This is a genomic window from Methylobacterium sp. 2A (assembly GCF_009806555.1).
Lineage (GTDB): Bacteria > Pseudomonadota > Alphaproteobacteria > Rhizobiales > Beijerinckiaceae > Methylobacterium.
Map to the genome: position 1 here is coordinate 144,115 of NZ_VUOK01000060.1, position 23,034 is coordinate 167,148.

19 protein-coding genes are annotated in these 23,034 nt (G+C 69.3%); 9 read left to right on the top strand and 10 right to left on the bottom strand.

What is annotated here, in order from left to right; genetic code table 11:
• The first annotated feature begins 18 nt into the window (after positions 1–18).
• Both FVE89_RS27140 and fabI read left to right on the top strand, forming a co-directional pair.
• Positions 19–957, top strand: a complete 939-nt coding sequence (locus tag FVE89_RS27140) for a DnaJ C-terminal domain-containing protein (RefSeq protein ID WP_161393254.1) — start codon at positions 19–21, stop codon at positions 955–957.
• A gap of 94 nt (positions 958–1,051) precedes the next feature.
• Complete coding sequence (fabI, locus tag FVE89_RS27145) at positions 1,052–1,876, top strand: enoyl-ACP reductase FabI (protein WP_161393255.1); 825 nt, start codon at positions 1,052–1,054, stop codon at positions 1,874–1,876.
• A 203-nt stretch (positions 1,877–2,079) separates the two neighbouring features.
• Here fabI and FVE89_RS27150 read toward each other — a convergent pair whose 3' ends face one another.
• Both FVE89_RS27150 and FVE89_RS27155 read right to left on the bottom strand, forming a co-directional pair.
• Complete coding sequence (locus FVE89_RS27150; RefSeq protein WP_161393256.1) at positions 2,080–3,234, bottom strand: AAA family ATPase; 1,155 nt, start codon at positions 3,232–3,234, stop codon at positions 2,080–2,082.
• A 17-nt stretch (positions 3,235–3,251) separates the two neighbouring features.
• Positions 3,252–4,226, bottom strand: coding sequence for a polyphosphate kinase 2 family protein (locus FVE89_RS27155; RefSeq protein WP_161393257.1), 975 nt, complete (start codon positions 4,224–4,226; stop codon positions 3,252–3,254).
• 96 nt (positions 4,227–4,322) lie between these two features.
• Between FVE89_RS27155 and FVE89_RS27160 the strand changes: the two genes are divergently transcribed.
• From FVE89_RS27160 to FVE89_RS27170, 3 genes are all read left to right on the top strand, one after another.
• The gene (locus FVE89_RS27160; RefSeq protein ID WP_161393258.1) at positions 4,323–4,910 is read left to right on the top strand and encodes a histidine phosphatase family protein; all 588 of its coding nucleotides are present in this window, start codon (positions 4,323–4,325) and stop codon (positions 4,908–4,910) included.
• Between the two features lie 111 nt (positions 4,911–5,021).
• Positions 5,022–9,092, top strand: a complete 4,071-nt coding sequence (locus tag FVE89_RS27165; RefSeq protein ID WP_202131104.1) for a Pls/PosA family non-ribosomal peptide synthetase — start codon at positions 5,022–5,024, stop codon at positions 9,090–9,092.
• Between the two features lie 220 nt (positions 9,093–9,312).
• On the top strand, positions 9,313–10,455 hold the full coding sequence (locus FVE89_RS27170; protein ID WP_161393259.1) for a GGDEF domain-containing protein: 1,143 nt from the start codon (positions 9,313–9,315) through the stop codon (positions 10,453–10,455).
• A gap of 24 nt (positions 10,456–10,479) precedes the next feature.
• Here the strand turns inward: FVE89_RS27170 and FVE89_RS27175 are convergent, their stop codons facing one another.
• Positions 10,480–11,955 (bottom strand): PAS domain-containing methyl-accepting chemotaxis protein, encoded by a 1,476-nt coding sequence (locus FVE89_RS27175; protein ID WP_161393260.1) that lies wholly within the window; start codon positions 11,953–11,955, stop codon positions 10,480–10,482.
• Between the two features lie 506 nt (positions 11,956–12,461).
• Here FVE89_RS27175 and FVE89_RS27180 point away from each other — a divergent pair.
• Positions 12,462–12,668, top strand: a complete 207-nt coding sequence (locus FVE89_RS27180; protein ID WP_161393261.1) for a SlyX family protein — start codon at positions 12,462–12,464, stop codon at positions 12,666–12,668.
• Between the two features lie 7 nt (positions 12,669–12,675).
• On the opposite strand, the gene FVE89_RS27185 is transcribed toward FVE89_RS27180, so the two are convergent.
• On the bottom strand, positions 12,676–14,109 hold the full coding sequence (locus tag FVE89_RS27185) for an NAD-dependent succinate-semialdehyde dehydrogenase (RefSeq protein WP_161393262.1): 1,434 nt from the start codon (positions 14,107–14,109) through the stop codon (positions 12,676–12,678).
• A gap of 101 nt (positions 14,110–14,210) precedes the next feature.
• A complete protein-coding gene (locus FVE89_RS27190) occupies positions 14,211–14,996 on the bottom strand; it encodes a class II glutamine amidotransferase (protein ID WP_161393263.1) in 786 nt (261 codons plus the stop codon).
• A gap of 318 nt (positions 14,997–15,314) precedes the next feature.
• Here FVE89_RS27190 and FVE89_RS27195 point away from each other — a divergent pair, with 318 nt between their 5' ends.
• Positions 15,315–15,707 carry a response regulator gene (locus tag FVE89_RS27195; RefSeq protein ID WP_161393264.1) on the top strand — a complete coding sequence of 131 codons (393 nt, stop codon included), beginning with the start codon at positions 15,315–15,317 and terminating at the stop codon, positions 15,705–15,707.
• A 168-nt stretch (positions 15,708–15,875) separates the two neighbouring features.
• Here FVE89_RS27195 and rpsU read toward each other — a convergent pair whose 3' ends face one another.
• The gene (gene rpsU / locus FVE89_RS27200) at positions 15,876–16,211 is read right to left on the bottom strand and encodes a 30S ribosomal protein S21 (RefSeq protein WP_161393265.1); all 336 of its coding nucleotides are present in this window, start codon (positions 16,209–16,211) and stop codon (positions 15,876–15,878) included.
• A 220-nt stretch (positions 16,212–16,431) separates the two neighbouring features.
• Here rpsU and FVE89_RS27205 point away from each other — a divergent pair, with 220 nt between their 5' ends.
• Positions 16,432–17,478: a low specificity L-threonine aldolase gene (locus tag FVE89_RS27205; RefSeq protein WP_161393266.1), complete on the top strand. Its 1,047-nt coding sequence runs from the start codon at positions 16,432–16,434 to the stop codon at positions 17,476–17,478.
• A 10-nt stretch (positions 17,479–17,488) separates the two neighbouring features.
• Here FVE89_RS27205 and FVE89_RS27210 read toward each other — a convergent pair whose 3' ends face one another.
• Together FVE89_RS27210 and FVE89_RS27215 are read right to left on the bottom strand one after the other, a co-directional pair.
• Positions 17,489–18,676 carry a DUF1501 domain-containing protein gene (locus FVE89_RS27210; RefSeq protein WP_161393267.1) on the bottom strand — a complete coding sequence of 396 codons (1,188 nt, stop codon included), beginning with the start codon at positions 18,674–18,676 and terminating at the stop codon, positions 17,489–17,491.
• Positions 18,673–20,199 carry a DUF1800 domain-containing protein gene (locus FVE89_RS27215; protein WP_161393268.1) on the bottom strand — a complete coding sequence of 509 codons (1,527 nt, stop codon included), beginning with the start codon at positions 20,197–20,199 and terminating at the stop codon, positions 18,673–18,675. Before FVE89_RS27215 ends, FVE89_RS27210 begins: the two co-directional genes overlap by 4 nt.
• 179 nt (positions 20,200–20,378) lie before the next feature.
• On the opposite strand from FVE89_RS27215, the gene FVE89_RS27220 reads away from it, so the two are divergent.
• The gene (locus FVE89_RS27220) at positions 20,379–21,992 is read left to right on the top strand and encodes a peptide chain release factor 3 (RefSeq protein WP_161393269.1); all 1,614 of its coding nucleotides are present in this window, start codon (positions 20,379–20,381) and stop codon (positions 21,990–21,992) included.
• A gap of 18 nt (positions 21,993–22,010) precedes the next feature.
• Here the strand turns inward: FVE89_RS27220 and FVE89_RS27225 are convergent, their stop codons facing one another.
• Together FVE89_RS27225 and FVE89_RS27230 are read right to left on the bottom strand one after the other, a co-directional pair.
• Positions 22,011–22,469 carry a response regulator gene (locus tag FVE89_RS27225; RefSeq protein WP_161393270.1) on the bottom strand — a complete coding sequence of 153 codons (459 nt, stop codon included), beginning with the start codon at positions 22,467–22,469 and terminating at the stop codon, positions 22,011–22,013.
• An 8-nt stretch (positions 22,470–22,477) separates the two neighbouring features.
• Positions 22,478–22,945 carry a BLUF domain-containing protein gene (locus tag FVE89_RS27230; protein WP_161393271.1) on the bottom strand — a complete coding sequence of 156 codons (468 nt, stop codon included), beginning with the start codon at positions 22,943–22,945 and terminating at the stop codon, positions 22,478–22,480.
• Positions 22,946–23,034: the final 89 nt, after the last annotated feature.

Consider the following 23,034-nt stretch of genomic DNA (forward strand, 5'->3'; position numbering starts at 1 on the left):
GCATAGCCATAGAGTTCCATGCGCAATCCCTACGACGTGCTGGGCGTGGCCAAGGGGGCGAGCGAGGCCGACATCAAGAAGGCCTATCGCAAGCTCGCCAAGGATTTCCACCCCGACCGCAACAAGAACGACGTGAAGGCCAAGGACCGGTTCGCCGAGGCGAACGCGGCCTACGAGATCCTGGGCGACGCCGAGAAGCGCAAGCAGTTCGACCGCGGCGAGATCGACGCCGAAGGCAAGCCGCGCGCGACCGGATTCGAGGGATTCGGGGGCGGCTTCGGCGGCGGGCGCGGCGGCAATTTCGACTTCGAGGGCATGGCCCGCGGCCGGCAGGGCGGCATGGGTGGCGGCATGGGCGGCGGGATGGGCGAGGACATCTTCTCGCACATCTTCGGCGAGGCTTTTCGCGCGGGCGGCGCCGGCCCCGGCGGCCAGCGCGGCACGCCCAAGGGCGAGGACGTCGCCGCCGAGCTCGCCGTGACGCTGGAGCAGGTCGCCAGCGAGGAGAAGCTACGCCTCTACCTGCCCACGGGCCGCGAGGTGGACGTGGTCATCCCCCGCGGCGTGGTCGACGGGCAGACCATCCGGCTGCGCGGCCTCGGCCAGAGCGCCGGCCCGCGCGGCGAGCCGGGTGACGCGCTGCTGACCATCCGGATCCGGCCGCATCCCCGCTTCACGGTCGACGGCTCCGATCTGCGCACCACCGTCGACGTGCCCCTGGAGGATGCCGTGCTCGGCGGCACGATTCGCGTGCCGACGCTCACGGGCGCCGTCGAGATGAAGATTCCGTCGATGACGAGCTCGGGCCGGACCTTCCGCCTGCGCGGCAAGGGCCTGCCGCGGAAGGACGGGAATGCCGGCGATCTGTTCGCCACCACCGCCATCGTCCTGCCCGAGGGCGAGGATGCGGCGCTGATGGAGTTCGCCCGGGCGCGGCGCGGCGCGAAGGCCGCTTGAGGCGCGAGGGGCGGGCCGGACTTCCGTCGCCGGGCCGCCTCCGCTAAGGAGGCCCCCCGGCTCCGAGAGGGGCCGCGAGGCTTCGGGATCGATCATGGCGGAACACGGGCAGGGCCTTCTGGCGGGCAAGCGGGGCATCGTCCTGGGGGTCGCCAACAACCGCTCGATCGCCTGGGGCATCGCCCGCAGCGCCCGCGCCCACGGTGCGGAGCTCGCCTTCACCTATCAGGGCGACGCCCTGCGCAAGCGCGTCGAGCCGCTCGCCAAGGAACTCGACGCCCACGTCATCGGCCATTGCGACGTGACCGAGGCTGCGACGATCGACGCCGTGTTCGCGGAGGCGGCCCGGGTCTTTCCCGACGGCATCGACTTCGTGGTCCATTGCATCGCCTTCTCCGACAAGGACGAGCTGACCGGCCGCTACATCGAGACTTCGGAGGAGAACTTCACCAAGTCGCTCCTGGTCTCGTGCTACTCGTTCACGGCGGTGGCGCAGCGCGCGGAGAAGATCATGCGCCCGGGCGGCTCGCTGGTGACGCTGACCTATTACGGCGCCGAGAAGTGGATGCCGCACTACAACGTGATGGGCGTCGCCAAGGCGGCGCTCGAAGCGTCGGTGCGCTACCTCGCGGCCGATCTCGGGCCGAAGAACATCCGCGTCAACGCGATCTCGGCCGGGCCGATCAAGACGCTGGCCGCCTCGGGGATCGGCGATTTCCGCTACATCCTGAAGTGGAACGAGTACAACGCGCCCCTGCGCCGGACGGTGACGATCGGCGAGGTCGGGGAGACGGCGGCCTATCTCGTCTCCGACATGGCGGCCGGCATGACCGGCGAGATCCTGCACGTGGATGCGGGCTACCACGTCGTCGGCATGAAGAACCCCGAGGCGCCGGACCTGACGCTCGACAAGGATTGAGGGGCGGCGCGTCCCCCTCTCCCCTCTGCGGGCGACACAAGTTTGCGGTCTCGGTGAGCTAATCCGTCAACTTGGAAGGGCGCGGGTCCCCTCTCCCGGGCGGGAGAGGGGGCCTGTCGCGCTCCGTCATCAGCCGCGCGCCAAGCCTGTGTAGCGCGTAACCCGTCTGCGGGGGAGGGCGTCCGCAGCAGACCGCGACCGCCTCACTCGTCTTCCACCTCGGCGAAGTCACCCGACAGCTTCAACCCCGCGATCCACGTCTCACCATCGCGCTTGATGACTGTGCGCGGCTGCGCGCGCCCGTGTTTTGCGATCCCCGTGGCCAGACGCTCGGAATGCGTCACCAGCCAGACCTGCGTGCGCTCCGCCGCCCGGGCAATCAGCCGGGCCAGCGGGTCCATGAGGTCCGGATGCAGGCTGGTCTCCGGCTCGTTCAGCGCGATGAACGGCGGGAGGCGGTAGCCGAGGAGGGCGCCGGCGAGGGCGAGGTAGCGCAGGGTCCCGTCCGACAGTTCCGAGGCGGAAAAGACCCGGCCGGCGAAGTCCGGGACTATCAGGCCGAAGCTCGCCTCCCGCCCCGGCTCCGGCACGACGAGCCGTGCCCCGGGGAAGGTGCCGTCCACGGCCGCGTCGAGGTCGGCCGTGTCCTGTCGGATGTGCGCGAGGGTGGCGAAGACCGCCGCGAGATCCGAACCGTCGGAGGCCAGCGTCGGCGTCGTCACGGCCAGGCAGGGGCGTCGAAGCGGCGACTCCGCGTCGGTGCGGAAGCCGTGGTGGAAGCGCCACGCCGTCATGGCCTGGCGCGTCAGAGCGATCTCCGGCTGGCCGTTCGCGTCGAGCAGGCTACCGAGAGCCGTCTCAGTGGCGAGCAGGTCCGACCCAAGGGATTGCTTGCGCCCCTCGGCGTTGCGGACGAAGCCGGTGCGGCCGTCGCGGTCGAGGATCACGGCCGTGCGGCCGCCCGTCCGGACCGTCAGGCGCTCGGCCTTGACCTGCGGCTCCTGGCGGAAGGCCGCGCCGTAGATCTCCGCGCCGGCCTGCGGAACGAGGCCGATCTCCACCGCGTAGGTGAAGTCCTGCCCGGTGGTCTCTTGGCGCAGCGTCGCCGACAGGCGGATCCGGGCGGGATCGCCCTGCCGACGACGCCCAGCCCAGAAGGCGGAGTCCATGCCGCCCTCCGCGGCGAGGTCGCGGGTCAGGGTACCGCGGGCCGCCGCCTGCAACAGTTCGAGGGCGCGGTAGAGGTTGGTCTTGCCGGTCCCGTTGCCGCCGACGAAGACCGACAGGTTATCGACCGGGAACCCGATCCGCCGCAGCGTCCGGTAGCCCGAGACCGCCACCTCCCGAACGACCAGCATGACGCGGCTCCAGGATCTCAGTCGGGAACCGTCAACTCCGCAATGCCCTTCGGGGCGTCAGGGAATCGCGGGTCCATCGCCTCCAGCGTATCCGCCACGGTCCGCGCGATCACGTAGTTGCGGAACCACTTGTGATCGGCCGGCACCACCAGCCAGGGCGCATAGGGCGTCGAGCAGCGGGTGAGGGCGTCCGCGAAGGCCTGCTGGTAGGCATCCCAGGATTTCCGCTCGACCAGATCGGCCGGATCGAATTTCCAGTGCTTCTCCGGATCGGCGATCCGGGCCTCCAGGCGCTTCTTCTGCTCGGCCTTGGAGATATGCAGGAAGAACTTGACGATCGTCGTGCCCGATTCGGTGAGCAGGCGCTCGAAGTCGTTGATCCGGCCGTAGCGGCTCTGCCAGACCGCGTCCCACACGAGGCCCTTCACGCGCACGACCAGCACATCCTCGTAGTGGCTGCGGTTGAACACGCCGATCAGGCCGCGTCCCGGCGCCCTGGCATGGTAGCGCCAGAGGAAGTCGTGATCGAGTTCGTCGCTCGACGGCACCTTGAACGAGGTGACGGTGCAGCCCTGCGGGTTCACGCCCTTGAGGACGGACCGGATCGTCCCGTCCTTGCCGCCCGTATCGATCGCCTGGAAGACCAGTAGCAGGCTGCGCGCCCGCTCCGCGTAGAGGCGTTCCTGAAGGGCGATGATGCGCTCCCTCTCCTTGGCCAGCGCGTCCTTGGCCCAGTCCTTGTCGAGGCCGCCATCGGCGCCCGTATCCACGGCGCTGAGGTGGAACCGGGTGCCGGGCGCAACCGTGATGATGCCCGGGGCTGCGCGGACGGGCACCTGAGGATGGCCCCCCGGTCCTTCCCGCACGGCCTCCGCCACGCCGCCGGCCCACCGGGCGGTCGATGGCCGGCTCGATCCGTGCAGGTCGGCGGTCTCTGTCACGCCATCGGCGGGTTTCTGGCCGCGATGATGCTTGCCGTGCTTCTTCGACATGGGGCAGGACCTGTTTCCGGGTGTTGCCGGCCGTCGGCGAGAACGGATGGCGCTCCGAGCCGTTCCGAGCGCCGGTGCAGGACGGGATTGAGACGGTTGGTCAGCATCTACTTCATCCGCCACGGCCAGACCGACTGGAATGCCGAGGGCCGCCTCCAGGGCGGCCGCGACACCGATCTGAATGCGCAGGGCGAACTCCAGGCCGCCGCCGTTGCGGAGCGCCTCGCCGTGGCGGCGGGCGAGAGGCTGGTGGATGCGGATTTCGTGGCGAGCCCGCTCAAGCGGACCCGGCGCACCATGGAGATCTTGCGGACGAATCTCGGCCTGCCGCCGGAGGGCTATCGGACCGACCCGCGCCTGCGGGAGATCGGTTTCGGAAGCTGGGAGGGATCGACCTGGGCGGAGATCCGCCGCCGCGATCCGGCCGGCGCCGCAGGCCGAGACCGGGACCGCTGGCACCATCGCCCGCCCGGGATCGGGGGCGAGAGCTACGCCGCCCTGGTCGAGCGCGTCGGCCCGCTGCTCTCCGGTTTGGAGCGCGATACGGTCATCGTCGCCCATGGCGGCGTCGCGCGGGCGGCGCTGGTGGCGCTCGGCCATCTCGACATCTACGCCGCCCCGCGGATCGGGATCCGCCAGGGCGAGGTGCTGATTCTGGAGCCCGCCGGCTGGCGCTGGGGTTGATCAGGTGCGCGAGCGCAGTGCAAAGCCGCCTCGATAACGGCATGATCGGTGGGCTATAGGGCGGCTGCCACGAGAGGCGCCGGCCTGCGCGGGCGGCCAGCGGAGCAGCGGATGAGTGACGTCGCCGAGAAGACCCGGCCCGGACTGGCTGCCGGGGGCAGCGGACGTCACGATGCCGGGGCGGCCATCCTGCGGGGCCCGCACCGCCCCGACCTGATCCGCGACGAGGTGCTGGCCGAGATTTTTTTGGATTCGGCCCGGTCCCGGCCCGATCATCCCTGCCTGATCGATGGCGCGACCGTGCAGGCGGGCGGCGTCCATCCGCACCTGACCTATGCCGAAGTCGCTGCCCGCGCCCAACGGATCGCCGCCGGGCTTAGCCATCGCGGCATCGGGCCCGGGGACGTGGTCGGCCTCTGGATGGCCCGGGGGCCTGAACTCCTCGTGGCGCAGATCGGCATCACCCTGTCGGGCGCCGCGTGGCTGCCCTTCGACGCGGAGGCGCCGGCCGACCGGGTCGGCGTGTGCCTGACCGACGCCGCCGCCCGGGCGCTCCTCGTCTCACCGGCGCTCAAGCCTTCGGCGCCCGACGCCGCACCGGCCCTGACCCCGGCCGATCTCGATGCCGCGACCCCGGCCGGGGCCCCGGTACCGGATGCCCGCGCGCTGGGCCTGACGCCCGATCACCCCGCCTACCTGATCTACACCTCGGGCTCGACCGGCGTGCCGAAGGGCATCGTCATCAGCCACGCCAACATCTGCCACTTCCTGCGCTCGGGGAACGCGCTCTACGGGATGCGCGCCGACGACGTGGTGTTCCAGGGCGCCTCGGTCGCCTTCGACCTGTCCATGGAGGAGATCTGGGTCCCGTATCTCGTCGGCGCGACGCTGTTCGTCGCGAGCCCGGCCATGATGGGCGACGTGGAATCCCTGCCCGGCATCCTGGAGGCCGAGCGGATCACGGTGCTCGACACCGTGCCGACCCTGCTGGCGATGATCTCCGGCGACCTGCCGACCGTGCGCCTGGTGCTGCTCGGCGGCGAGGCCCTGCCGGAGCCGCTGGTGGCGCGCTGGGCCACGGGTACGCGCCAGCTGTTCAACACCTACGGGCCGACCGAGGCGACCGTGGTCGCCACCGCCGCCGAGATGCGGCCCGGCGAGCCCGTCACGATCGGCGGTCCGATCCCGAATTATTCGGTGTACGTGGCGGGCGAGGATCTCACCCTGCTCGGTCGCGACCAGCAGGGGGAATTGCTGATCGGCGGCCCGGGCGTGGCCCGGGGCTACCTCGCCCGCCCCGAGCTGACGGCGGAAAAGTTCATCGCCAACCCCTTCGCGTCGGACGGGACCGACCCGGTGCTCTACCGCTCGGGCGATGCGGTCTCCCTCGATGCCGCCGGTCGGATCGTGTTCCACGGCCGCATCGACGATCAGGTGAAGATCCGCGGTTTTCGCGTGGAACTCGGCGAGATCGAGGCGCGGATCCGCAGCGTGCCCGACATCAATCAGGCCGCGGTGGTGCTGCGCCAGGATGACGGCGTCGATCGCTTGGTCGCCTTCCTGATCCCGGAGCGTGGCCGCACGATCGACACCGCCGCCCTGCGCAAGACGCTGGCCGGGCAGATGCCGCCCTACATGGTGCCGGGCCATTTCGAGGTGGCCGAGACGCTGCCGCGCCTCACCTCCGGCAAGGTCGACCGCAAGGCCCTCAAGATCGCCCCGCTCACCGTGGTTTCGGCCGACGGCGAGCAGGAGCCCCCGGCCAACGAGACCGAGGCCGCCCTCGTCGCCGCCGCCAAGCAGATCTTCGGCAACCAGCCGATCCCGCTCGAAGGCGACTTCTTCTCCGATCTCGGCGGCCACTCGCTCTTAGCCGCTCGCTTCGTCTCGGCGGTGCGCGAGAATCCGCCGCTCGCCGGCATCACCCTGCCGGACGTCTACGCGCTCCGCACGATGCGGGCGATGGCCGACGCGCTGATCGCCCGAACCGGCGGTATGGGCGCTGCGGCCGCGACCCGCGACCTCAGCTTCGCGCCGCCGCCGCTGCTGCGCCGGGCGCTCTGTGGCCTCGCCCAGCTCGTGGCTCTGCCCTTCGTGATCGCGCTCGCCACCACCCAGTGGCTCGGCATGTTCGTGACCTACCTGCTGCTCACCGGCGGGGGCCTGAGCTTCTTCGCCGAGCTCGGGGTGCTGCTCCTCGTCTATGTGGCGATCAACGGCGTGACCGCCGTCGTGGCTTTGGCCGGCAAGTGGCTGATCCTGGGCCGGACCAAGCCCGGCCGCTATCCGCTCTGGGGCGCCTACTATTACCGCTGGTGGCTGGCGCAGCGGCTCGCCCCCCTCGTCCACGTGAAGTGGCTCCAGGGCTCGCCGGCCATCGCGATCTACCTGCGCCTGATGGGCGCCAGGATCGGCCGCGACACCCTGATCTCCGACATCGAGATCGGCGCCCCCGACCTTCTGACCATCGGCGACGGCGCGTCGCTCGGCGGCCGCCTCGTGATCGCCAATGCCGAGATCACCGGCAACGAGCTGGTCATCGGGACCGTCGAGATCGGCGCGGATGCGGCGGTCGGCACCTCCTGCGTGATCAGCCACGATACGGTGATCGGCCCGCAGGCCGAGATCGGCGATCTCACCACGATCCCGGCCGGATCACGGGTCGGGGCCGCGGAACGTTGGGACGGCTCGCCCGGCCGCAAGGTCGGGATGGCGGATCCGGCCGCGCTGCCCGCGCCCTCGGATGCCCCGTGGTCGCGGCGGGCCGCCTTCCTGGCCGCTTACGTCCTTCTGCTCGGCGTGATTCCCGCGGTCGGCCTGCTGCCGATCTTCCCGGCCTTCTTCATCTTCGACCAGATCTCGGATTCGCTCTCCGACATCACGGACGTCGACTATCACTGGTACCTGCCGATCCTCACCTGGCCCACCGCCATGCTGATGACCGCCGGCACGGTGCTGCTGATAGCCGGCATCCGCTGGGTCGTTCTGCCCCGCACGCGCTCCGGCACCTACTCGGTCCACTCGCTGTTCTATCTGCGGAAATGGTCGCTGGCGCTCGCCGTCGAGGTGACGCTGGAGACGCTCTCGTCGCTGTTCGCCACCGTCTACATGCGGGCGTGGTACCGGCTGATGGGCGCCAATATGGGCCACGGCGCCGAGATCTCGACCAATCTCGGCGGGCGCTACGACCTCGCCGATATCGGGGCGAAGAACTTCGTCGCCGACGAGGTGGTGTATGGCGAGGAAGAGATCCGGCGCGGCTGGATGCATCTGGAGCCCACGCAGACCGGCGCGCGGGTCTTCGTCGGCAACGACGCGGTGGTGCCGCCGGGCGCCGTCATCCCCGACGACGTGCTGATCGGCATCAAGTCCAAGCCGCCCGCGAACGAGGCCATGAGCCCCGGCGAGACGTGGTTCGGCTCGCCGCCGATCCGGCTGCCCGCCCGCCAGAAGGTCGATCTGGGATCGAACGCTCAGACCTACGAGCCGGGGCTGTGGGCGAAGGTCCGCCGCGGCGTGTTCGAGGCCTTCGCGACCTCGTTCTCGCCGATGCTCTACATCACCCTCGCGATCACGGTGATCGACTGGTACTTCTACCCGGCGATCCTGGAGAAGGATTGGTGGGGGCTGGCGATCAGCTTCGTCACGGCCAGCGTCGCCATCGCGCTGATCCAGTCCTCGGCGGTCATCGCGATGAAGTGGCTGCTGATGGGTGTCTACAAGCCCGGCATGCAGCCGATGTGGTCGTGGTGGGCGATGCGCACCGAGGCCATCGCGGTCGCCTATTGGGGGCTCGCCGGCAAGGTGCTGCTGGAGCACCTGCAAGGCACGCCGTTCCTGCCCTGGGTGCTGCGCCTGTTCGGCGTGAAGGTCGGCCGGGGCGTGTGCATGCTCACCACCGACATCACCGAGTTCGACTGCGTGACGATCGGCGACTTCGCCACGATCAACCGCGTCTCGGCGCTCCAGACCCACCTCTACGAGGACCGGATCATGAAGATCGGCCGGGTGGTCGTCGGCCGCGGCGTCTCGGTCGGTGCCTTCTCGACGGTGCTGTACGACACGAAGGTCGGCGACTTCGCGCGCCTGCGCCCGCTCACCATCGTGATGAAGGGCGAGTCGATCCCCGGCAACACGGAATGGGAAGGGGCTCCGGCAGTCCCGGTGATTCACGCCGATTGAACATGCGTGACGAATCGTGAACGAGGCGCGGATATCCGCGTCTCGGCCAGCACACTCGACTCTGTCGTTTCCGAATACGCAGGATTGTCGCAACGAGATGTGGCTATATGGCGGTTTAGGCTCTACTGGTAGCGGTCTAGGCTGATTCGCCAACGAACGTATTCAATGACGACGACGGACGGGTGCGCGGCGGCGTCTTCGGATAGGGGGATGGTCGGCCGTGCAGCTTGATCCCGCCACGCTGCTCGTCGTCAATTCGACCGTCACTCTGCTGGCCGGGGCGCTCTTCCTCACATCGTGGCGGCAGGCGCCCGAGGAGCGCACCCTGGCCTACTGGGGGGTCGCCCATCTCGTCGGCGCAGCCGGCACAACCGGGCTCGCGCTGCGGGGCCAGATCCCCGATCCGGTCTCGGTCGGTCTGTCCAACGCGGTCATCCTCTGCGCCTATGGGCTGATCTGGAGTGGCGTCCGCTCGTTCGAGCGCCGTCATCCACGGGTCGGGCTGGCGATGGCGGGGGCGCTCATCTGGTGCGCCCTGTGCTTCATTCCGGCCTTCTACGAGTCGCTGACGCTGCGCATCGTGTACGCCTCCGGGGTGGCGACGCTTTATTGCGGCGCTGCCACCATCGAGATCTGGCGCGGCCGTGCGGAGCGGCTGGCATCGCGGTTCACGGCCGCCGCCGTGCTCGGGCTGCACGGCGCCTTCTACGCCGTGCGCATTCCCGCGACGTTGCTGGCGCCGCCGCAGGTCGACCGGAACCCGCTGGCCTCGCCCTGGGTGGCGATCCTGTGCTTCGCGACCATCCTGTTCTCGATCGCCGCGGCTTTCACCTTCATGGCGCTCGTGAAGGAGCGTGCCGAGCGGGAGCAGCGCATCGCCGCCTCCACCGACGCGCTCACGGGGGTGCGCAACCGCCGCGCCTTCGTCACGGCCGCCGTCGCCGCGCTCGGCAGCCGTGACGATGGGGCCTTGCTGCTCTTCGACCTCGATCGGTTCAAGGCCGTCAACGACGTGCATGGGCACGCGGTCGGCGACGCGGTGCTGGTGGGATTCTGCACCATGGCGACGTCCCTGCTGCCGCACGACGCGCTGCTGGGGCGGATGGGCGGAGAGGAGTTCGTCTGTTTCCTGCCGAGGATTTCGGCCGCGGAAGCCCTGGCCCGAGCCGAGGACGTGCGCAAAGCCTTCGCGCGTCTGCGCGTGCCCGAGCTTCCGGAACTGCGCGTCAGCGTCAGCATCGGGATCGCCCAGGCGCATAGGGGGCTCGGGTTGGACGCGTTGATGCGGCGGGCGGACGCCGCGCTCTATGCTGCCAAGAACGGCGGTCGCGACCGGGTGGCCGTCGCCGCGCGAGCCGCATGAGGCTCACGCGGCGGCTTCGTCCGGTCAGGCCAGGGCGCGCGCCGCCTCCGAGACCTTGCGCACCGATTCATCGATCTGGGTCGCCGAGGCCGCGATGTCCGCCATCGCCGCGCGGGCCGTATCGACGCTGTGGGCGGCCGATTGCATGTTCTCCGTCAGGTCACGGGTCACCGCCGCCTGCTCGGTCACGGCCGACGAGACGCTGAGCGTGATCGCGCTCAGCTGCTCGATGGTCGACCCGATCCCGTCGATGGCGGAGACGGCCTTGGCGGTCTCCATCTGGACGGCGGCGATCTGGCTGCCGATCTCGCCGGTCGCCCGGGCGGTCTGCTCGGCCAGGGCTTTCACCTCGGCAGCCACGACCGCGAACCCCTTGCCGGCCGCCCCCGCACGCGCCGCCTCGATCGTCGCGTTGAGCGCCAGGAGGTTCGTCTGGTCGGCGATGGAGCGGATCAGGTTCACGGCGGCGCCGATCCGGTCGGCGGCGCCCGTCAACCCGACCACGATCGCCCCGGCCTCCTCGGCGCGGGTGACGACCTGATCGACCGAGGCTTTCGCCCCGAGGGCGTGGCGGCTCAGCTCCTCGATGGAGGCGGCGAACTCCTCCGAGCCGGCCGCGACCGCCTGGACGTTGCGGGCCGTCTGGTTCGACGCTTCCGCGGTCTCGTCGGCCTGCCGGACGACCCGGCTCATCGAGTCCCGGATCGCCGCGATATCCCCGTCGATGGCGCGCTGGCCCGCGGCCCGGCGCTGCCGGTCCTCGACCTGCCGGGTCACGTCCGTGGCGAACTTGACGACCGCGCAGGGCTTGCCCGCCGCATCGAGGATCGGGTTGTAGGCGCCGAAGATCCAGACGACCCGCCCGCCCTTGCCGATCCGCTGAAACTCACCGGCCTGATACTGACCCGCCGTCAGGGCCGCCCAGAACGCCGCGTAGTCCGGGCTCGCCGCATCGGCGGGCGACATGAACATCCGGTGATGGTGGCCGCGGATCTCGTCGAGGGTGTAGCCCATGGTCGAGAGGAAATTCGCGTTGGCGTCCGTAATGGTGCCGTCGAGGGTGAAGCAGATCATCGCCTGCGAGCGGTTGATGGCCGCGATCTGACCCGCATACAGGGCGTTGCGCGCCCGCTCCTCGGTCACGTCCGTGGCGATCTTCACGACCTTGGTCGCCTTGCCGCTGCGGTCGAGGATCGGGTTGTAGGAGCCCTTTACCCATACGATCCGTCCGTCCTTGGTCAGGCGGGCGAACTCGCGGACCTGGGGCTGACCGGCCCGCAGCCGGTCCCAGAACGTGGCGTAGTCCGGAGTCTCGCGCTCGGATTCCGGCACGAACAGGCTGTGATGGCGCCCCCGCACCTCCGCGAGGGTGTAGCCGACGAGATCGAGAAAGATCGCGTTGGCGTCCAGGATGTGGCCCGCCAGATCGAACTCGATCCGCCCCATGGTCCGGTCGAGGGCCGACAGGGGGATATCAGAACGTGAACCAAACAATGCCATCGACGCCCCCAAAATCAATCTCCCGTTAGGCTCAACGATCCGCCACAGGATGGTTTAAAAACAGATAACGGGGGTGGTCTTAATTCTTCATATCGCATCTGAACCTTCCGAGAGTTGTAAAACCGCCGCATGAGTTGGGGGAGTTTAAATTTCGGCGGGCCCTTGCGCCCGTATCTGTCCGACATGAACTTGCTTGAAAGGGCGCCTTGGCCCTGATAGCGACAATATTGAGAGTCGTAGAACGTAAATATTTAATGTTTTAAGCGATAGATATTGTTTATTGTAAGCATTGAGCTCTGGATCGCCTGGAGATCGGTCCGGCGCGAGCGCATTCCCAAGACAGGCACGCGCTCACGGTCGATCCTTCGGCCGCCCGCAGGGGGCTGCCGCCAACAGCGCGCTATCGATTAAAGGTCGCTGCGCGAACGGCCGGGCGCGATGGCGTCGCTATGGAACGACGATCCGCGCGCGCGGCCGGCCCGACGCCGAGCTGAGGGAGATCAGAGATGGACGAGCCGAGCCGGATGGACCGCCTGGAGATGCGTCTCACCGAGCAGGAGGCAACGGTCGAGGATCTCAACCGCATCGTCACCGAGCAGTGGCGGCTGATCGACCGGCTGTCCCGGCAGGTCGAGGGCCTGCGCGAGCAGGTGGAGGAGGCGGCGGTTCGGGCCGCCCCGGGGGTGCCCGAACCGCCGCCTCCGCATTACTGACGGCCGATCAGAAATTGGCCTGCGTGACGAACTTGGTGACCAAGTAGGCGTCGAGCGCCTCCGGGCCGCCCTCGCTGCCGTAGCCGGAATCCTTGACGCCGCCGAACGGCGTCTCGGGCAGGGCGAGGCCGTGGTGGTTGATCGAGATCATGCCGCTCTCGACCGCGTTCGACACCCGGGCCGCCCGCTCGGCCGAGCGGGTGTAGGCATAGGCCGCGAGCCCATAGGGCAGGCGGTTCGCCTCGGTCAGGGCTTCCTCGTCCTCGGAGAACCGGTTGATGATCGCGAGCGGGCCGAAGGGCTCCTCGTTCATGATCCGGGTGGTGAGCGGAACCTCGGTGAGGACCGTGGGCTCGAAGAAGTTGCCCCGGTTGCCGATCCGCTTCCCGCCGGCGCGGAGCGTCGCACCGCCCGATTCGGCATCCGCCGTCAGCGCCTCGACCGCTTCCAGGCGCCGGCCGTGGATCAGCGGACCCATCTTGGTGTCGGGGTCGAGCCCGTCGCCGACTTTGAGGTTTCTGGCGAAACTCGAAAACCCCTCCACGAACCGGTCGAACACCGAATCGTGCACGAGGAAGCGGGTCGGCGAGACGCAGACCTGTCCGGCGTTCCGGAACTTGGAGGGGGCCAGGATCGAGACCGCCTTCTCGACATCGGCGTCACCGAACACGATCGCCGGGGCGTGGCCGCCGAGTTCCATGGTGGCCCGCTTCATGTGCTCGCCCGCGAGCGCCGCGAGCTTCTTGCCCACCACTGTCGAGCCGGTGAACGAGATCTTCCGGATCACCGGGTGCGCGATCAGGTAGGACGAGATCGTCGCCGGATCGCCGTACACTAGCGAGAGCGCGTCGCCCGGGATCCCGGCATCCAGGAAGGCGCGCACCAGGGCGGCGCAGCTCGCCGGCGTATCCTCGGGGCCCTTCAGGATCACCGTACAGCCGGTGCAGAGGGCTGCCGAGATCTTGCGGACCGCCTGATTGATCGGGAAGTTCCACGGCGTGAAGCAGGCGACCGGGCCGACCGGCTCGCGGATCACGGCCTGGAGCACGCCGTCGGCGCGGCCCGGGATGACGCGGCCATAGGCGCGCTTCCCCTCCTCGGCGAACCAGTCGATGATGTCGGCGGCCGCGAGCGTCTCGATCCGGGCCTCGGCCAGCGGCTTGCCCTGCTCCTGGGTCATGATCCGGGCGATGGCGTCGGCGCGTTCGCGCATCAGGTCGGCCGCCTTGCGCATCACCTTCGCGCGCTCGAACGGCGCCACCTTCCGCCAGGCCGGGAAGGCACGCGCCGCCGCCGCCAGGGCCTCGTCGAGATCCGCCGTACCGGCCACCGCGCATTGGCCGATCGTCTCGCCGGTGGCGGGGTTCAGGACCGGCAGCGTGTCTTGTCCGGCGCCCGCGCGCCAGCGTCCGGCGATGTGAAGCTCGGTATCCGGATACATCGATCGATTCCCGCCCGGCCGCAGCGTCGGCCGCCGGCCGAATGTGGCCATTCGGCGCGTTCGGGCAATGCCCGTTGCGGCATGGCCCGGGCGGTTGTCACTCAGGCGGCGGCACGGGCGCGCTCGGGGACCTCCACGATGGTCGCGGTTCCGTGGCGGGCGCGGAGCGTCGCGCCCTTCGGCACCACCTGCCAGCCCTCGCGGCAGCCGTCGATCGGCTCGGAGACCACCACGATCCCGCCGGGTCCCTCGCGGAAGTACAGGCTCGGCGGGCGGCCGTCGCAGGCCCAGCGAAAGGCGGTCAGCGTCTCGCCGTCGGTGAGCAGCGCCGTGAAGCGGACCGGCTCGCAGATCGCGGCCTCGTCCATCAGGCCGCGGACCGTCTTCAGCGTGCGCGCCATCGCGCCCACCGGATCCTGCGCCAGCCCGTTGGCGAGCGCCAGGAGGAAGATGGCTTCCGAATCGGTGCTGCCGCGGCGGTGATCGTAGAGCGCGTCCGGGATCAGCGCCTCGAGCCGGCGCTTGATCCGGTGATAGCCGCCGATCTGGCCGTTATGCATGAACAGGTGCCGGCCGTGGACGAACGGATGGCAATTGGCCCGGGCGGTCGCGGTGCCGGTCGAGGCCCGGACATGGGCGAAGAAGGTCCGCGCCCGCACCTGCCCGCAGAGGTTCACCAGGTTCTCGTCCGACCACGCCGGCGAGATGTCGCGATAGACGCCCGGCTCCGGGCGCTCCGCGTACCAGCCGATACCGAACCCGTCGCCGTTGGTCTCGGTCTTCCCCTCGTCGGCGTGCAGCGACTGATGCACCAGCGAGTGCGCCGGCGCGCAGACGAGGTCGGAGAGGAAGACCGGCTCACCGCTATAGGCGAGGAAGCGGCACATGTCGGACAGCGATCCTTCAACTGTGGCCCGCGCGAACCCGACGGGGCCTCGGCGCGGGTCGGGACGTTCCGTCGCAGGATGTTAACAGTCGGTCCACAGGGGTGAACAGTTTCTTAACCGCAAGGCCGATGCGCCAAATTCGGGCTCACCGCTCGAATTTGGCGCGGGCTGCCGGCGGCACGGGCATGCGGTCCCGGATGACGCCGACTCTTGTGAGCCGGCTCTTGACAGGTCAGCATGGCCGAACCGGGGAATCAGAAGCCTGTTTTGAAGGCCGTGACCCGCCGCGGGGCAACGCACCCACCTCAGGAGACATCAATGGATCGCGCACAGCCCGAGTGTTCCAACCCGGTGGCCCTCGTCGTCGAGGACGACGCGGCGGTCCGTGACCTCGCCACCGCGGTTCTGGAAGAGACGGATCTCGGCGTGATCGCCTGCGAGAGCGCCGAGGCCGCGCTCTCGGTTCTGGAGCGCCCGGACGTCACCGTGGCGCTGCTCTTCGCCGATGTGCGCCTGCCGGGGGCCATGGACGGCGTCTCCCTGGCGCAGGCGGTGGGCCGCCGCTGGCCGGACGTCCGGGTGGTCGTGACGTCCGGGACGGGCCGCGATGCGCGCCTGCCCGATCAGGCGGTGTACATGCAGAAGCCCTGGCGCGCCCTCGACGTGCTGGTCCAGGCCGAGCACGCGACCCTGGCCGCCAAGGCGGCCTGAGGGAGCTCAATAGAAGGCGCGAAGCGATCCGCATCCCTCCCTTCCCCGCAAAAGGGGGGAGGGGGCGCAGCTGATCCGGAGCGCCACACGCGACGAATCGAGTGCAGCAAAAAGAAAAACCCGGCCGCTCACGCGGGCCGGGCCTTTTTTCGAGCGTAGCGTCGTCGTTCAGGCGACGGGAGCGGGGCTCACCGGCACCTGACCCGAAGCGTTGCCACCCTGTCCCTGCGCGGCGGAGGGGGACGGGAAGCCCGGACGGCGGCTGCCGGCGGGGAAACGGGGCTTCGGCTTCGGCGCAGCGATCAGACCCTCGCGGATCGCGGTCTTGCGGGCCTGCTTGCGGGCGCGGCGGACGGCCTCGGCCTTCTCGCGGGCCTTGCGCACGGAGGGTTTCTCATAAGCCTTGCGCTGCTTCATCTCGCGGAAGATGCCCTCGCGCTGCATCTTCTTCTTGAGGACGCGGAGCGCCTGATCGACGTTGTTGTCGCGAACGAGTACCTGCAACGGACTTGATCCTCTGGACCTGGATTTGAGACTCGCGCAGCCCGCCGCCGATCTGGAAACCGGCAACGTCCCTCGCCCGGGTGAACCCGGGAGGGACGGGAACGTCGGTTTCCGAATCGGCGTGGAGACCACGCCTTGACGGGGCTATTACACCAAGCGCGCACCAGTTCCAACCTGTTCGCACGATCGATCTTCGGCCCTGCCGTGATAGGTTGCCGGAATGAAACACGACGACTCGCAGCAATTCGCCAGCGACAACTATTCCGGCATCTGCCCGGAGGCCTGGGCCGCCATGGAGGCGGCCAATCGCGGCCACGCCCCGGCCTACGGCGAGGACGCCTGGACGAAGCGCGCGGCGGACGCGTTCCGGACCCTGTTCGAGACCGACTGCGATGTCTTCTTCGCCTTCAACGGCACCGCGGCCAACGCCCTGGCGCTCGCGGCACTCTGCCAATCCTACCACAGCGTGATCTGCGCCGACTCGGCTCATATCGAGACCGACGAGTGCGGCGCGCCGGAATTCTTCTCCAACGGCTCGAAGCTGCTCACCGTCCGCACCGAGGGCGGCAAGCTCACGCCGGAGGCGATCCGCGCGCTCGCGACGAATCGCAGCGACATCCACTTCCCGCGGCCCCGCGTGGTCACCATCACCCAGCCGACCGAGACGGGGCAGGTCTACAGCGTCGCCGAAATCCAGGCCCTGTCGGCGACCTGCTGGGAGCTGGGCCTTGCCCTGCACATGGACGGCTCGCGCTTCGCCAATGCCTGCGCGAGCCTCGGCTGCAGCCCGGCCGACGTGACGTGGCGTGCCGGCGTCGACGTCCTGTGTTTCGGCGGCACCAAGAACGGGATGCATGCCGGCGAGGCGGTGGTGTTCTTCGATCGCAAGCTCGCCGAGGATTTCGGCTATCGCTGCAAGCAGGCGGGCCAGCTCGCCTCCAAGATGCGCTTCCTCGCCGCCCCCTGGGTCGGCATGCTGGAGAGCGGCGCGTGGCTGCGGAACGCCGCCCACGGCAACGCCTGCGCCCGGCTCTTCGCCGATTCCGTCTCCGGGCTGCCGGGGGTGCGGATCCTGTTTCCCGTGGAGGCCAACGCCGTCTTCCTGACGATGCCGCAAGCCACCATGGACGGTCTGCGCGCCCGAGGCTGGCGGTTCTACACCTTCATCGGCGGCGGGGCGCGGTTCATGTTCGCCTGGGACGCGAAGCTGGACCGCGTTCACCAGCTGATCGACGACCTGCGCGCGCTGTCGGCTGCGGCGGCTTGAGGCCGGGCCGCTACAGCAGCGCCAGATCGGCCGGATCCGCGCTCGGAAAGATTCGCCGCAGGCGCGCCTGATCGAGGCCGTAGAGGCGCCGGAACAGGCCGCCGAGCAGGCCCCGGTAGTTGGTCAGGACCGGATAATCCCGGTTCTGGAACAGGTTGGCCTCGTCGGCCCGGACCTGCGGACCCGCGATCCGGCCGCCCCGGACGCCGCCGCCGAGGATCCAGTAGACGCTGCCGTGGCCGTGGTCGGTCCCGCGATTGCCGTTCTCGCGGAAGGTGCGGCCGAACTCCGACAGCACCACCACGACGGTGTCGGACCAGCCGGGCCCGATCTCCTCCGCGAAGCCCGACAGGCCGCGCCCCAGCTCGCCCAGCCGGTCGGCGAGGTAGCCGGTGCCGGCGCCCTGATTCACGTGCGTGTCCCAGCCGCCGACATCCACGAAGCCGAGATTGAACGAGTCGCGCATCAAGCGCCCGATGCGCCGCGCCGACAGCTCGAAGCCTTTCGGCGAGACCGCGCCGCGGTCGGCCTGAGCCGCGTGGTCGGAAATCGAGCGGTAGACCTCGTCGCGCACGCGAAAGCCCTCGGTGACGGAACCGGCGAGCTTGGTGCCGCTCCACATGGCGGCGATGAGCTTTGCCTGCCGGTCGTCGATGCCGGGCTTGCCGACGCCGTTGATGGCGATGTTCGGCACCGTCTCGCCGCCCCGGAAGATCAGCGGCATCTGCTCGGTGAAGGCGATCGGGCGGACCCGGGTCAGCTCCGCGGCGAGCCGTGCCATGAAGCCGGAATTGTAGTCGCGCACGGCCCCGATCGTCTGGCCCATCTCGATCGTGTCCTGGGTCTCGAAATGGCTGCGCGTCAGGTCGTCGGTGCCGGCGAAGGGCACGAAGGCCGCCTGCCCCCTGGCGTAGAGGGGCAGGATCGTCTCGCGCAGAGCCGGATGCAGGCTCCAGTCGGCGTCGAGCGCGAGCGCCGCCTTCGGATCGGCCGCGTCGGGCTTGGCGATCGCGAGGTTCGGCCGCGACCGGTAATAGAACTCGCTGCCGGTCGGGATCACCACGTTGGCGGCGTCGTAGGCGCCGCGCAGGAACACCACGAGGAGGCGCGCATCGGCCTTCGGGGCCGCCCAGACGCGCCCCGCCACCGTGGACAGGCCGAGCGCCGCCGAGGCGCGGATCAGGTCGCGACGGTTCATCGCATGAACTCCGGCGAGGCGAGATAGAGGGTGTTCCAGTCCTGGGGCGAGACCGCTTGGGCGAGCGCGGCCTTCGTCGAGGCCGAGAGCGTGCCCGACAGGGCCGCAAAGTAGAGCCCGTTGGCGAGAACCGGGAAAGCCGGCTGCTCGGGCTGGTCGGACGCCGGCGGCTTGAACAGCCCGGCCGAGCCGGAGCCGATCTGCCGGGCAATCTCGAACCGCGTCGCGAGCTGCCCCGGCCCGCTCCAGGCCGCCGCATCAAGCGGATAGCCATCCGGTGTCGAGCGGTTGAACAGGCCCTCGCCGAGCCGGTTCAGCCAGCCGAGCACCGGGCCGGGATTGAGGATGACGCGCTGGTCATAGGCCATGCGCACGGCCGAGAAGACGTAGCGCACCGGATCCTTGAAGCCGCCGCACCCGGCCGCGAAGGCCGGCTCGCGCACCAGCGCCTCCATCACGGCCGCGATGTCGCCGTCCGTGCGGGTGAAGACGGCCGCGAGCCGGGCCACCAGCGCGTCGTCCGGCGCCTGCCCGAGGAGGTAGGTGGCGAGTGCCCGGGACACGTTCGTCGCGGTGGCGGGATGGTGGGCGATGAGGTCCACCGCCTCCTCGACCTCCGGCCAGCCGCGGCCCTGGATGCGCGTGCCGAGGAAGACCTTGTCGCCGTAATCGTGCCGGTTCGGGTTGAATTCGAACAGCCCGTCGCGGCGGAAATCGGCGGCGTGCTCGGGCTTGAGCTTCGGATCCTCGGGCTTCAGGTCGATGCCGACCCCCGTCAAAATCCGCGCCAGCGCCTCTACGTCGCCCTGCGTATAGCCGGAGCCGACACCCATCGTGTGCAACTCCATGATCTCCCGGGCGTAGTTCTCGTTGATGCGGCCGGCGGCGTTGTCGGCGTTGTCGAGGTAGCGCAGCATCGCCGGGTGGCGCAGGCTCGCCATCAGCAGGTCGCGAAAGCGCCCGAGCGCGTGCGGGCGGATCGCCGTATCGAGGTAGTCGCCGACGGCGGCGCGGAGCGTCGCCTTGCCCTGGTGCACATTGAAGCGGTTGAACCAGAACCATGTCAGCCGCTCGCGCAGCTGGTCCGGGCTGTAGAGGGCGTGCAGCACCCAGGCGGAGGCGGCGTTGCGGGCGGCCGTGTTGAGCGCCTCCTGGAAGCTGTGCTGGGCGGCCTTCCTGGCCTCGGGGTCCTGGATGTCCTTGAAGGCCTTCGCCTGCGCGTCGAGCGCCTGGGTTTGCTCGAACAGGCTGCCGGGCGGCGTCAGCGCCTCAATCGCGGCCTGCGCATCCGGCGGAAGCCGCGTCCCGGCGGGCGGATGGAGCTGGCCGTGCAGCCAGCGCGCGCGCCCTTCCGCCTCGAACTGCGCGAAGGCCGAGGGCGTGGCGCCCCAGGTCAGGGCATCGAGGAAGGCGACATCGGCCGCCGTGGAGGGGGCGGCCGCGCCGGTCGCCCGCGGGCCGGGACCCGCCGCGGATACGAGCAGGGCGGCGATCAGGAGACAGCGTGGTGCGGCGCGCGACATGGCAGCCTCGCGAAGCGTGGATCGGCGGACGGAGCCTGTTGCCGGACCCCTGTACGGTCCCTGAAGGGACGCCCCGATCAGCCCCGCGTCTTTGCCAATATCGGGGCGTGCCGCTACACGATCCCGAGACCGCGCCCGAGGCGCACCCTCACGTTCCGCCGATCCAGAGCGTTCGCTCCATGCTGATGCAGACCAAGACCGAGGCGAGGCCGGCCGATCCGGTGTCGCGGCGGCGCACCTTCGCGATCATCTCCCACCCGGACGCGGGCAAGACCACGCTGACCGAGAAGCTGCTGCTGTTCGGGGGCGCGATCCAGCTCGCCGGCGAGGTGAAGGCCAAGCGCAACCGGGTCTCGACCCGCTCCGACTGGATGGGGATCGAGAAGGAGCGCGGCATCTCGGTGGTCACCTCGGTGATGACCTTCGAGTACGGCGACTGCGTCTTCAACCTGCTCGACACGCCCGGCCACGAGGACTTTTCGGAAGATACCTATCGCACCCTGACGGCGGTCGATTCGGCCGTGATGGTGATCGATGCCGCCAAGGGCATCGAGGCGCGCACGCGAAAGCTGTTCGAGGTCTGCCGCCTGCGCGACATCCCGATCGTCACCTTCGTCAACAAGCTCGACCGCGAGGCCCGCGACCCGTTCGAGCTCTTGGACGAGATCGAGAAGACGCTGGCGCTCGACGTCGCGCCGGTGACGTGGCCGATCGGCACGGGCCGCAACTTCTCCGGGACCTACGAGCTCGGCGGCAAACGCGTGCGCCGGCTCGACGCCGCCGAGGATGCCGGGATGGTGGCGGTCTCAGGTCCCGACGATCCGCTGTTCGACGAACTCCTCACCGAGAACGGCGCGGCGGATGCGTGGCGCGAGGAGGTGGAACTCGCCGAGGGCGGGCTGAAGCCGTTCGACCTCGACGCCTTTCGCGAGGGCCACCTGACGCCGGTGTTCTTCGGCTCGGCCTTGCGCAATTTCGGCGTGCGCGACCTCATCGACGGCCTCGCCCAGGTGGCGCCGCCACCCCGGGGCCAGGATGCCGACAAGCGCCTCGTGGAGCCGACCGAGCCGCGCATGACCGGCTTCGTGTTCAAGATCCAGGCGAATATGGACCCGAACCACCGGGACCGGATCGCGTTCATGCGGGTCTGCTCGGGCAAGCTCAGCCGGGGCATGAAGGCGCGGCTGGTGCGCACCGGCAAGCCGATCTCGCTCTCGGCGCCGCAATTCTTCTTCGCGCAGGATCGCGCCATCGCGGACGAGGCCTTTGCCGGCGACGTGGTCGGCATCCCGAACCACGGGACGCTCCGGATCGGCGACACGCTCACCGAGGGCGAGGACATCCTGTTCCGCGGCGTGCCGAGCTTCGCCCCCGAGATCCTGCGCCGGATCAAGCTCACCGACGCCATGAAGGCCAAGAAGCTGCGCGAGGCGCTCCAGCAGATGGGCGAGGAGGGCGTGGTCCAGGTCTTCGTGCCGCAGGACGGCAGCCAGGCGATCGTCGGCGTGGTCGGCGCGCTGCAGCTCGACGTGCTGAAGGAGCGGCTCCAGGCCGAGTACGGGTTGCCGGTGGATTACGAGACCTCGCGGTTCTCGGTCTGCCGCTGGGTTTCTTCGGATTCCGAGGCCGAGCTCGACAAGTTCATCGACTCGCACGGCTCGGCCATGGCCAAGGACCTCGACGGGGCTCCGGTCTTCATGGCGACGACGGCGTTCTCGCTCCGCTACGAGGAGGAGCGCTACCCGGCCGTGCGCTTCACCGACGTGAAGGATTATCAGAAGCGGGCGGCGTGAGGGTGGACGGGGCCGCCCTCAGAATTTCCCGAGCATCGGAAATTCCACGTTCAGGCTCGACTCCGCCGCCATCGGGGCCTCGCGCTTGCGCGGCTTGCGGTTGAGCACCTGCTTCAGCTTGGCCTTCAGAACCGCCATGTCGAACGGCTTGAGGATGAAAGCGTCGGCACCCGCTTGGTGGGCGAGGTTGATGTCCTCGAAATCGAAGGACGATTCGGTCAGCATGAACGGCGTGTTCATCAGCGCGTCGTCGGCGCGGATCTCGCGGAGCAGGCTGAGCCCGTCCATCGGCTCCATGTCGAGGTCGGAGATCACGAGGGCGTAGCGGCGCTGCCGCAGGCGTTCCAGCGCCTCGGTCGCGCTGGTGACGCCTTCGACGTCCGGGAAGCCGATGCGCGTCATCAGCATCACGATGAGACGCAGGAGCTTCTCCTGATCGTCGACGATGAGGATCGGGGGCGTATCGCTCTCGGACATCGCGCGACTCAAACGAAGAGATGGTCGATGCCCTGGCGGGACATCGTGTCGGATTGAAGGGCGAGGCACAGCCCGTGGATCGCGGAGGCTTTCGGCGTGCCCCGCTGAAGCATCGGCAGCAGGTTCGCCTTGGCGAACAAGGTCTCGTTCCCCGGGGTACGCTGGGCACTCTTGAAGGAATGGACGAATTCGCGCTTGGCGATCTCCCGCCACTCGCTGATCTGCACCTCCCGGTGACGCGTATCGGCGCTCACCCGGTCGAAGGTTTCGTGGACCGACGAGCGCTCCCCTTCGATCACCTGGCAGGCGAAGTTGCCCTCGATCACCAGGAAGCTGGTGATGACCGCGAACTCGTTCTTCTTCTGGGCGGTGCGGCCGATCTCGGCGATCTGCTCGGACCGCTTCCCCGGATCCGACGACAGGTTGAGGCGCGAGAAGTAGATGATGTGGACGAGGCTGGTCCGTTTCGCCCGCATGATCCCGAGACCTGAAATCCCCACCGGTCCGGCGCATCCAATCCAGACGCGCCGCACCTAATCCTGGCCGACGGCAATCCTCGCACGGG

What these genes read in the sequence shown, in the direction of transcription:
- FVE89_RS27140 (WP_161393254.1), top strand. Translation starts at nt 19, where the DNA reads ATGCGCAATCCCTACGACGTGCTGGGCGTGGCCAAGGGGGCGAGCGAG.
- fabI (WP_161393255.1), top strand. Translation starts at nt 1,052, where the DNA reads ATGGCGGAACACGGGCAGGGCCTTCTGGCGGGCAAGCGGGGCATCGTC.
- FVE89_RS27150 (WP_161393256.1), bottom strand. Translation starts at nt 3,234, where the DNA reads ATGCTGGTCGTTCGGGAGGTGGCGGTCTCGGGCTACCGGACGCTGCGG.
- FVE89_RS27155 (WP_161393257.1), bottom strand. Translation starts at nt 4,226, where the DNA reads ATGTCGAAGAAGCACGGCAAGCATCATCGCGGCCAGAAACCCGCCGAT.
- FVE89_RS27165 (WP_202131104.1), top strand. Translation starts at nt 5,022, where the DNA reads ATGAGTGACGTCGCCGAGAAGACCCGGCCCGGACTGGCTGCCGGGGGC.
- FVE89_RS27175 (WP_161393260.1), bottom strand. Translation starts at nt 11,955, where the DNA reads ATGGCATTGTTTGGTTCACGTTCTGATATCCCCCTGTCGGCCCTCGAC.
- FVE89_RS27180 (WP_161393261.1), top strand. Translation starts at nt 12,462, where the DNA reads ATGGACGAGCCGAGCCGGATGGACCGCCTGGAGATGCGTCTCACCGAG.
- FVE89_RS27185 (WP_161393262.1), bottom strand. Translation starts at nt 14,109, where the DNA reads ATGTATCCGGATACCGAGCTTCACATCGCCGGACGCTGGCGCGCGGGC.
- FVE89_RS27190 (WP_161393263.1), bottom strand. Translation starts at nt 14,996, where the DNA reads ATGTGCCGCTTCCTCGCCTATAGCGGTGAGCCGGTCTTCCTCTCCGAC.
- FVE89_RS27195 (WP_161393264.1), top strand. Translation starts at nt 15,315, where the DNA reads ATGGATCGCGCACAGCCCGAGTGTTCCAACCCGGTGGCCCTCGTCGTC.
- FVE89_RS27205 (WP_161393266.1), top strand. Translation starts at nt 16,432, where the DNA reads ATGAAACACGACGACTCGCAGCAATTCGCCAGCGACAACTATTCCGGC.
- FVE89_RS27210 (WP_161393267.1), bottom strand. Translation starts at nt 18,676, where the DNA reads ATGAACCGTCGCGACCTGATCCGCGCCTCGGCGGCGCTCGGCCTGTCC.
- FVE89_RS27215 (WP_161393268.1), bottom strand. Translation starts at nt 20,199, where the DNA reads ATGTCGCGCGCCGCACCACGCTGTCTCCTGATCGCCGCCCTGCTCGTA.
- FVE89_RS27220 (WP_161393269.1), top strand. Translation starts at nt 20,379, where the DNA reads ATGCTGATGCAGACCAAGACCGAGGCGAGGCCGGCCGATCCGGTGTCG.
- FVE89_RS27225 (WP_161393270.1), bottom strand. Translation starts at nt 22,469, where the DNA reads ATGTCCGAGAGCGATACGCCCCCGATCCTCATCGTCGACGATCAGGAG.
- FVE89_RS27230 (WP_161393271.1), bottom strand. Translation starts at nt 22,945, where the DNA reads ATGCGGGCGAAACGGACCAGCCTCGTCCACATCATCTACTTCTCGCGC.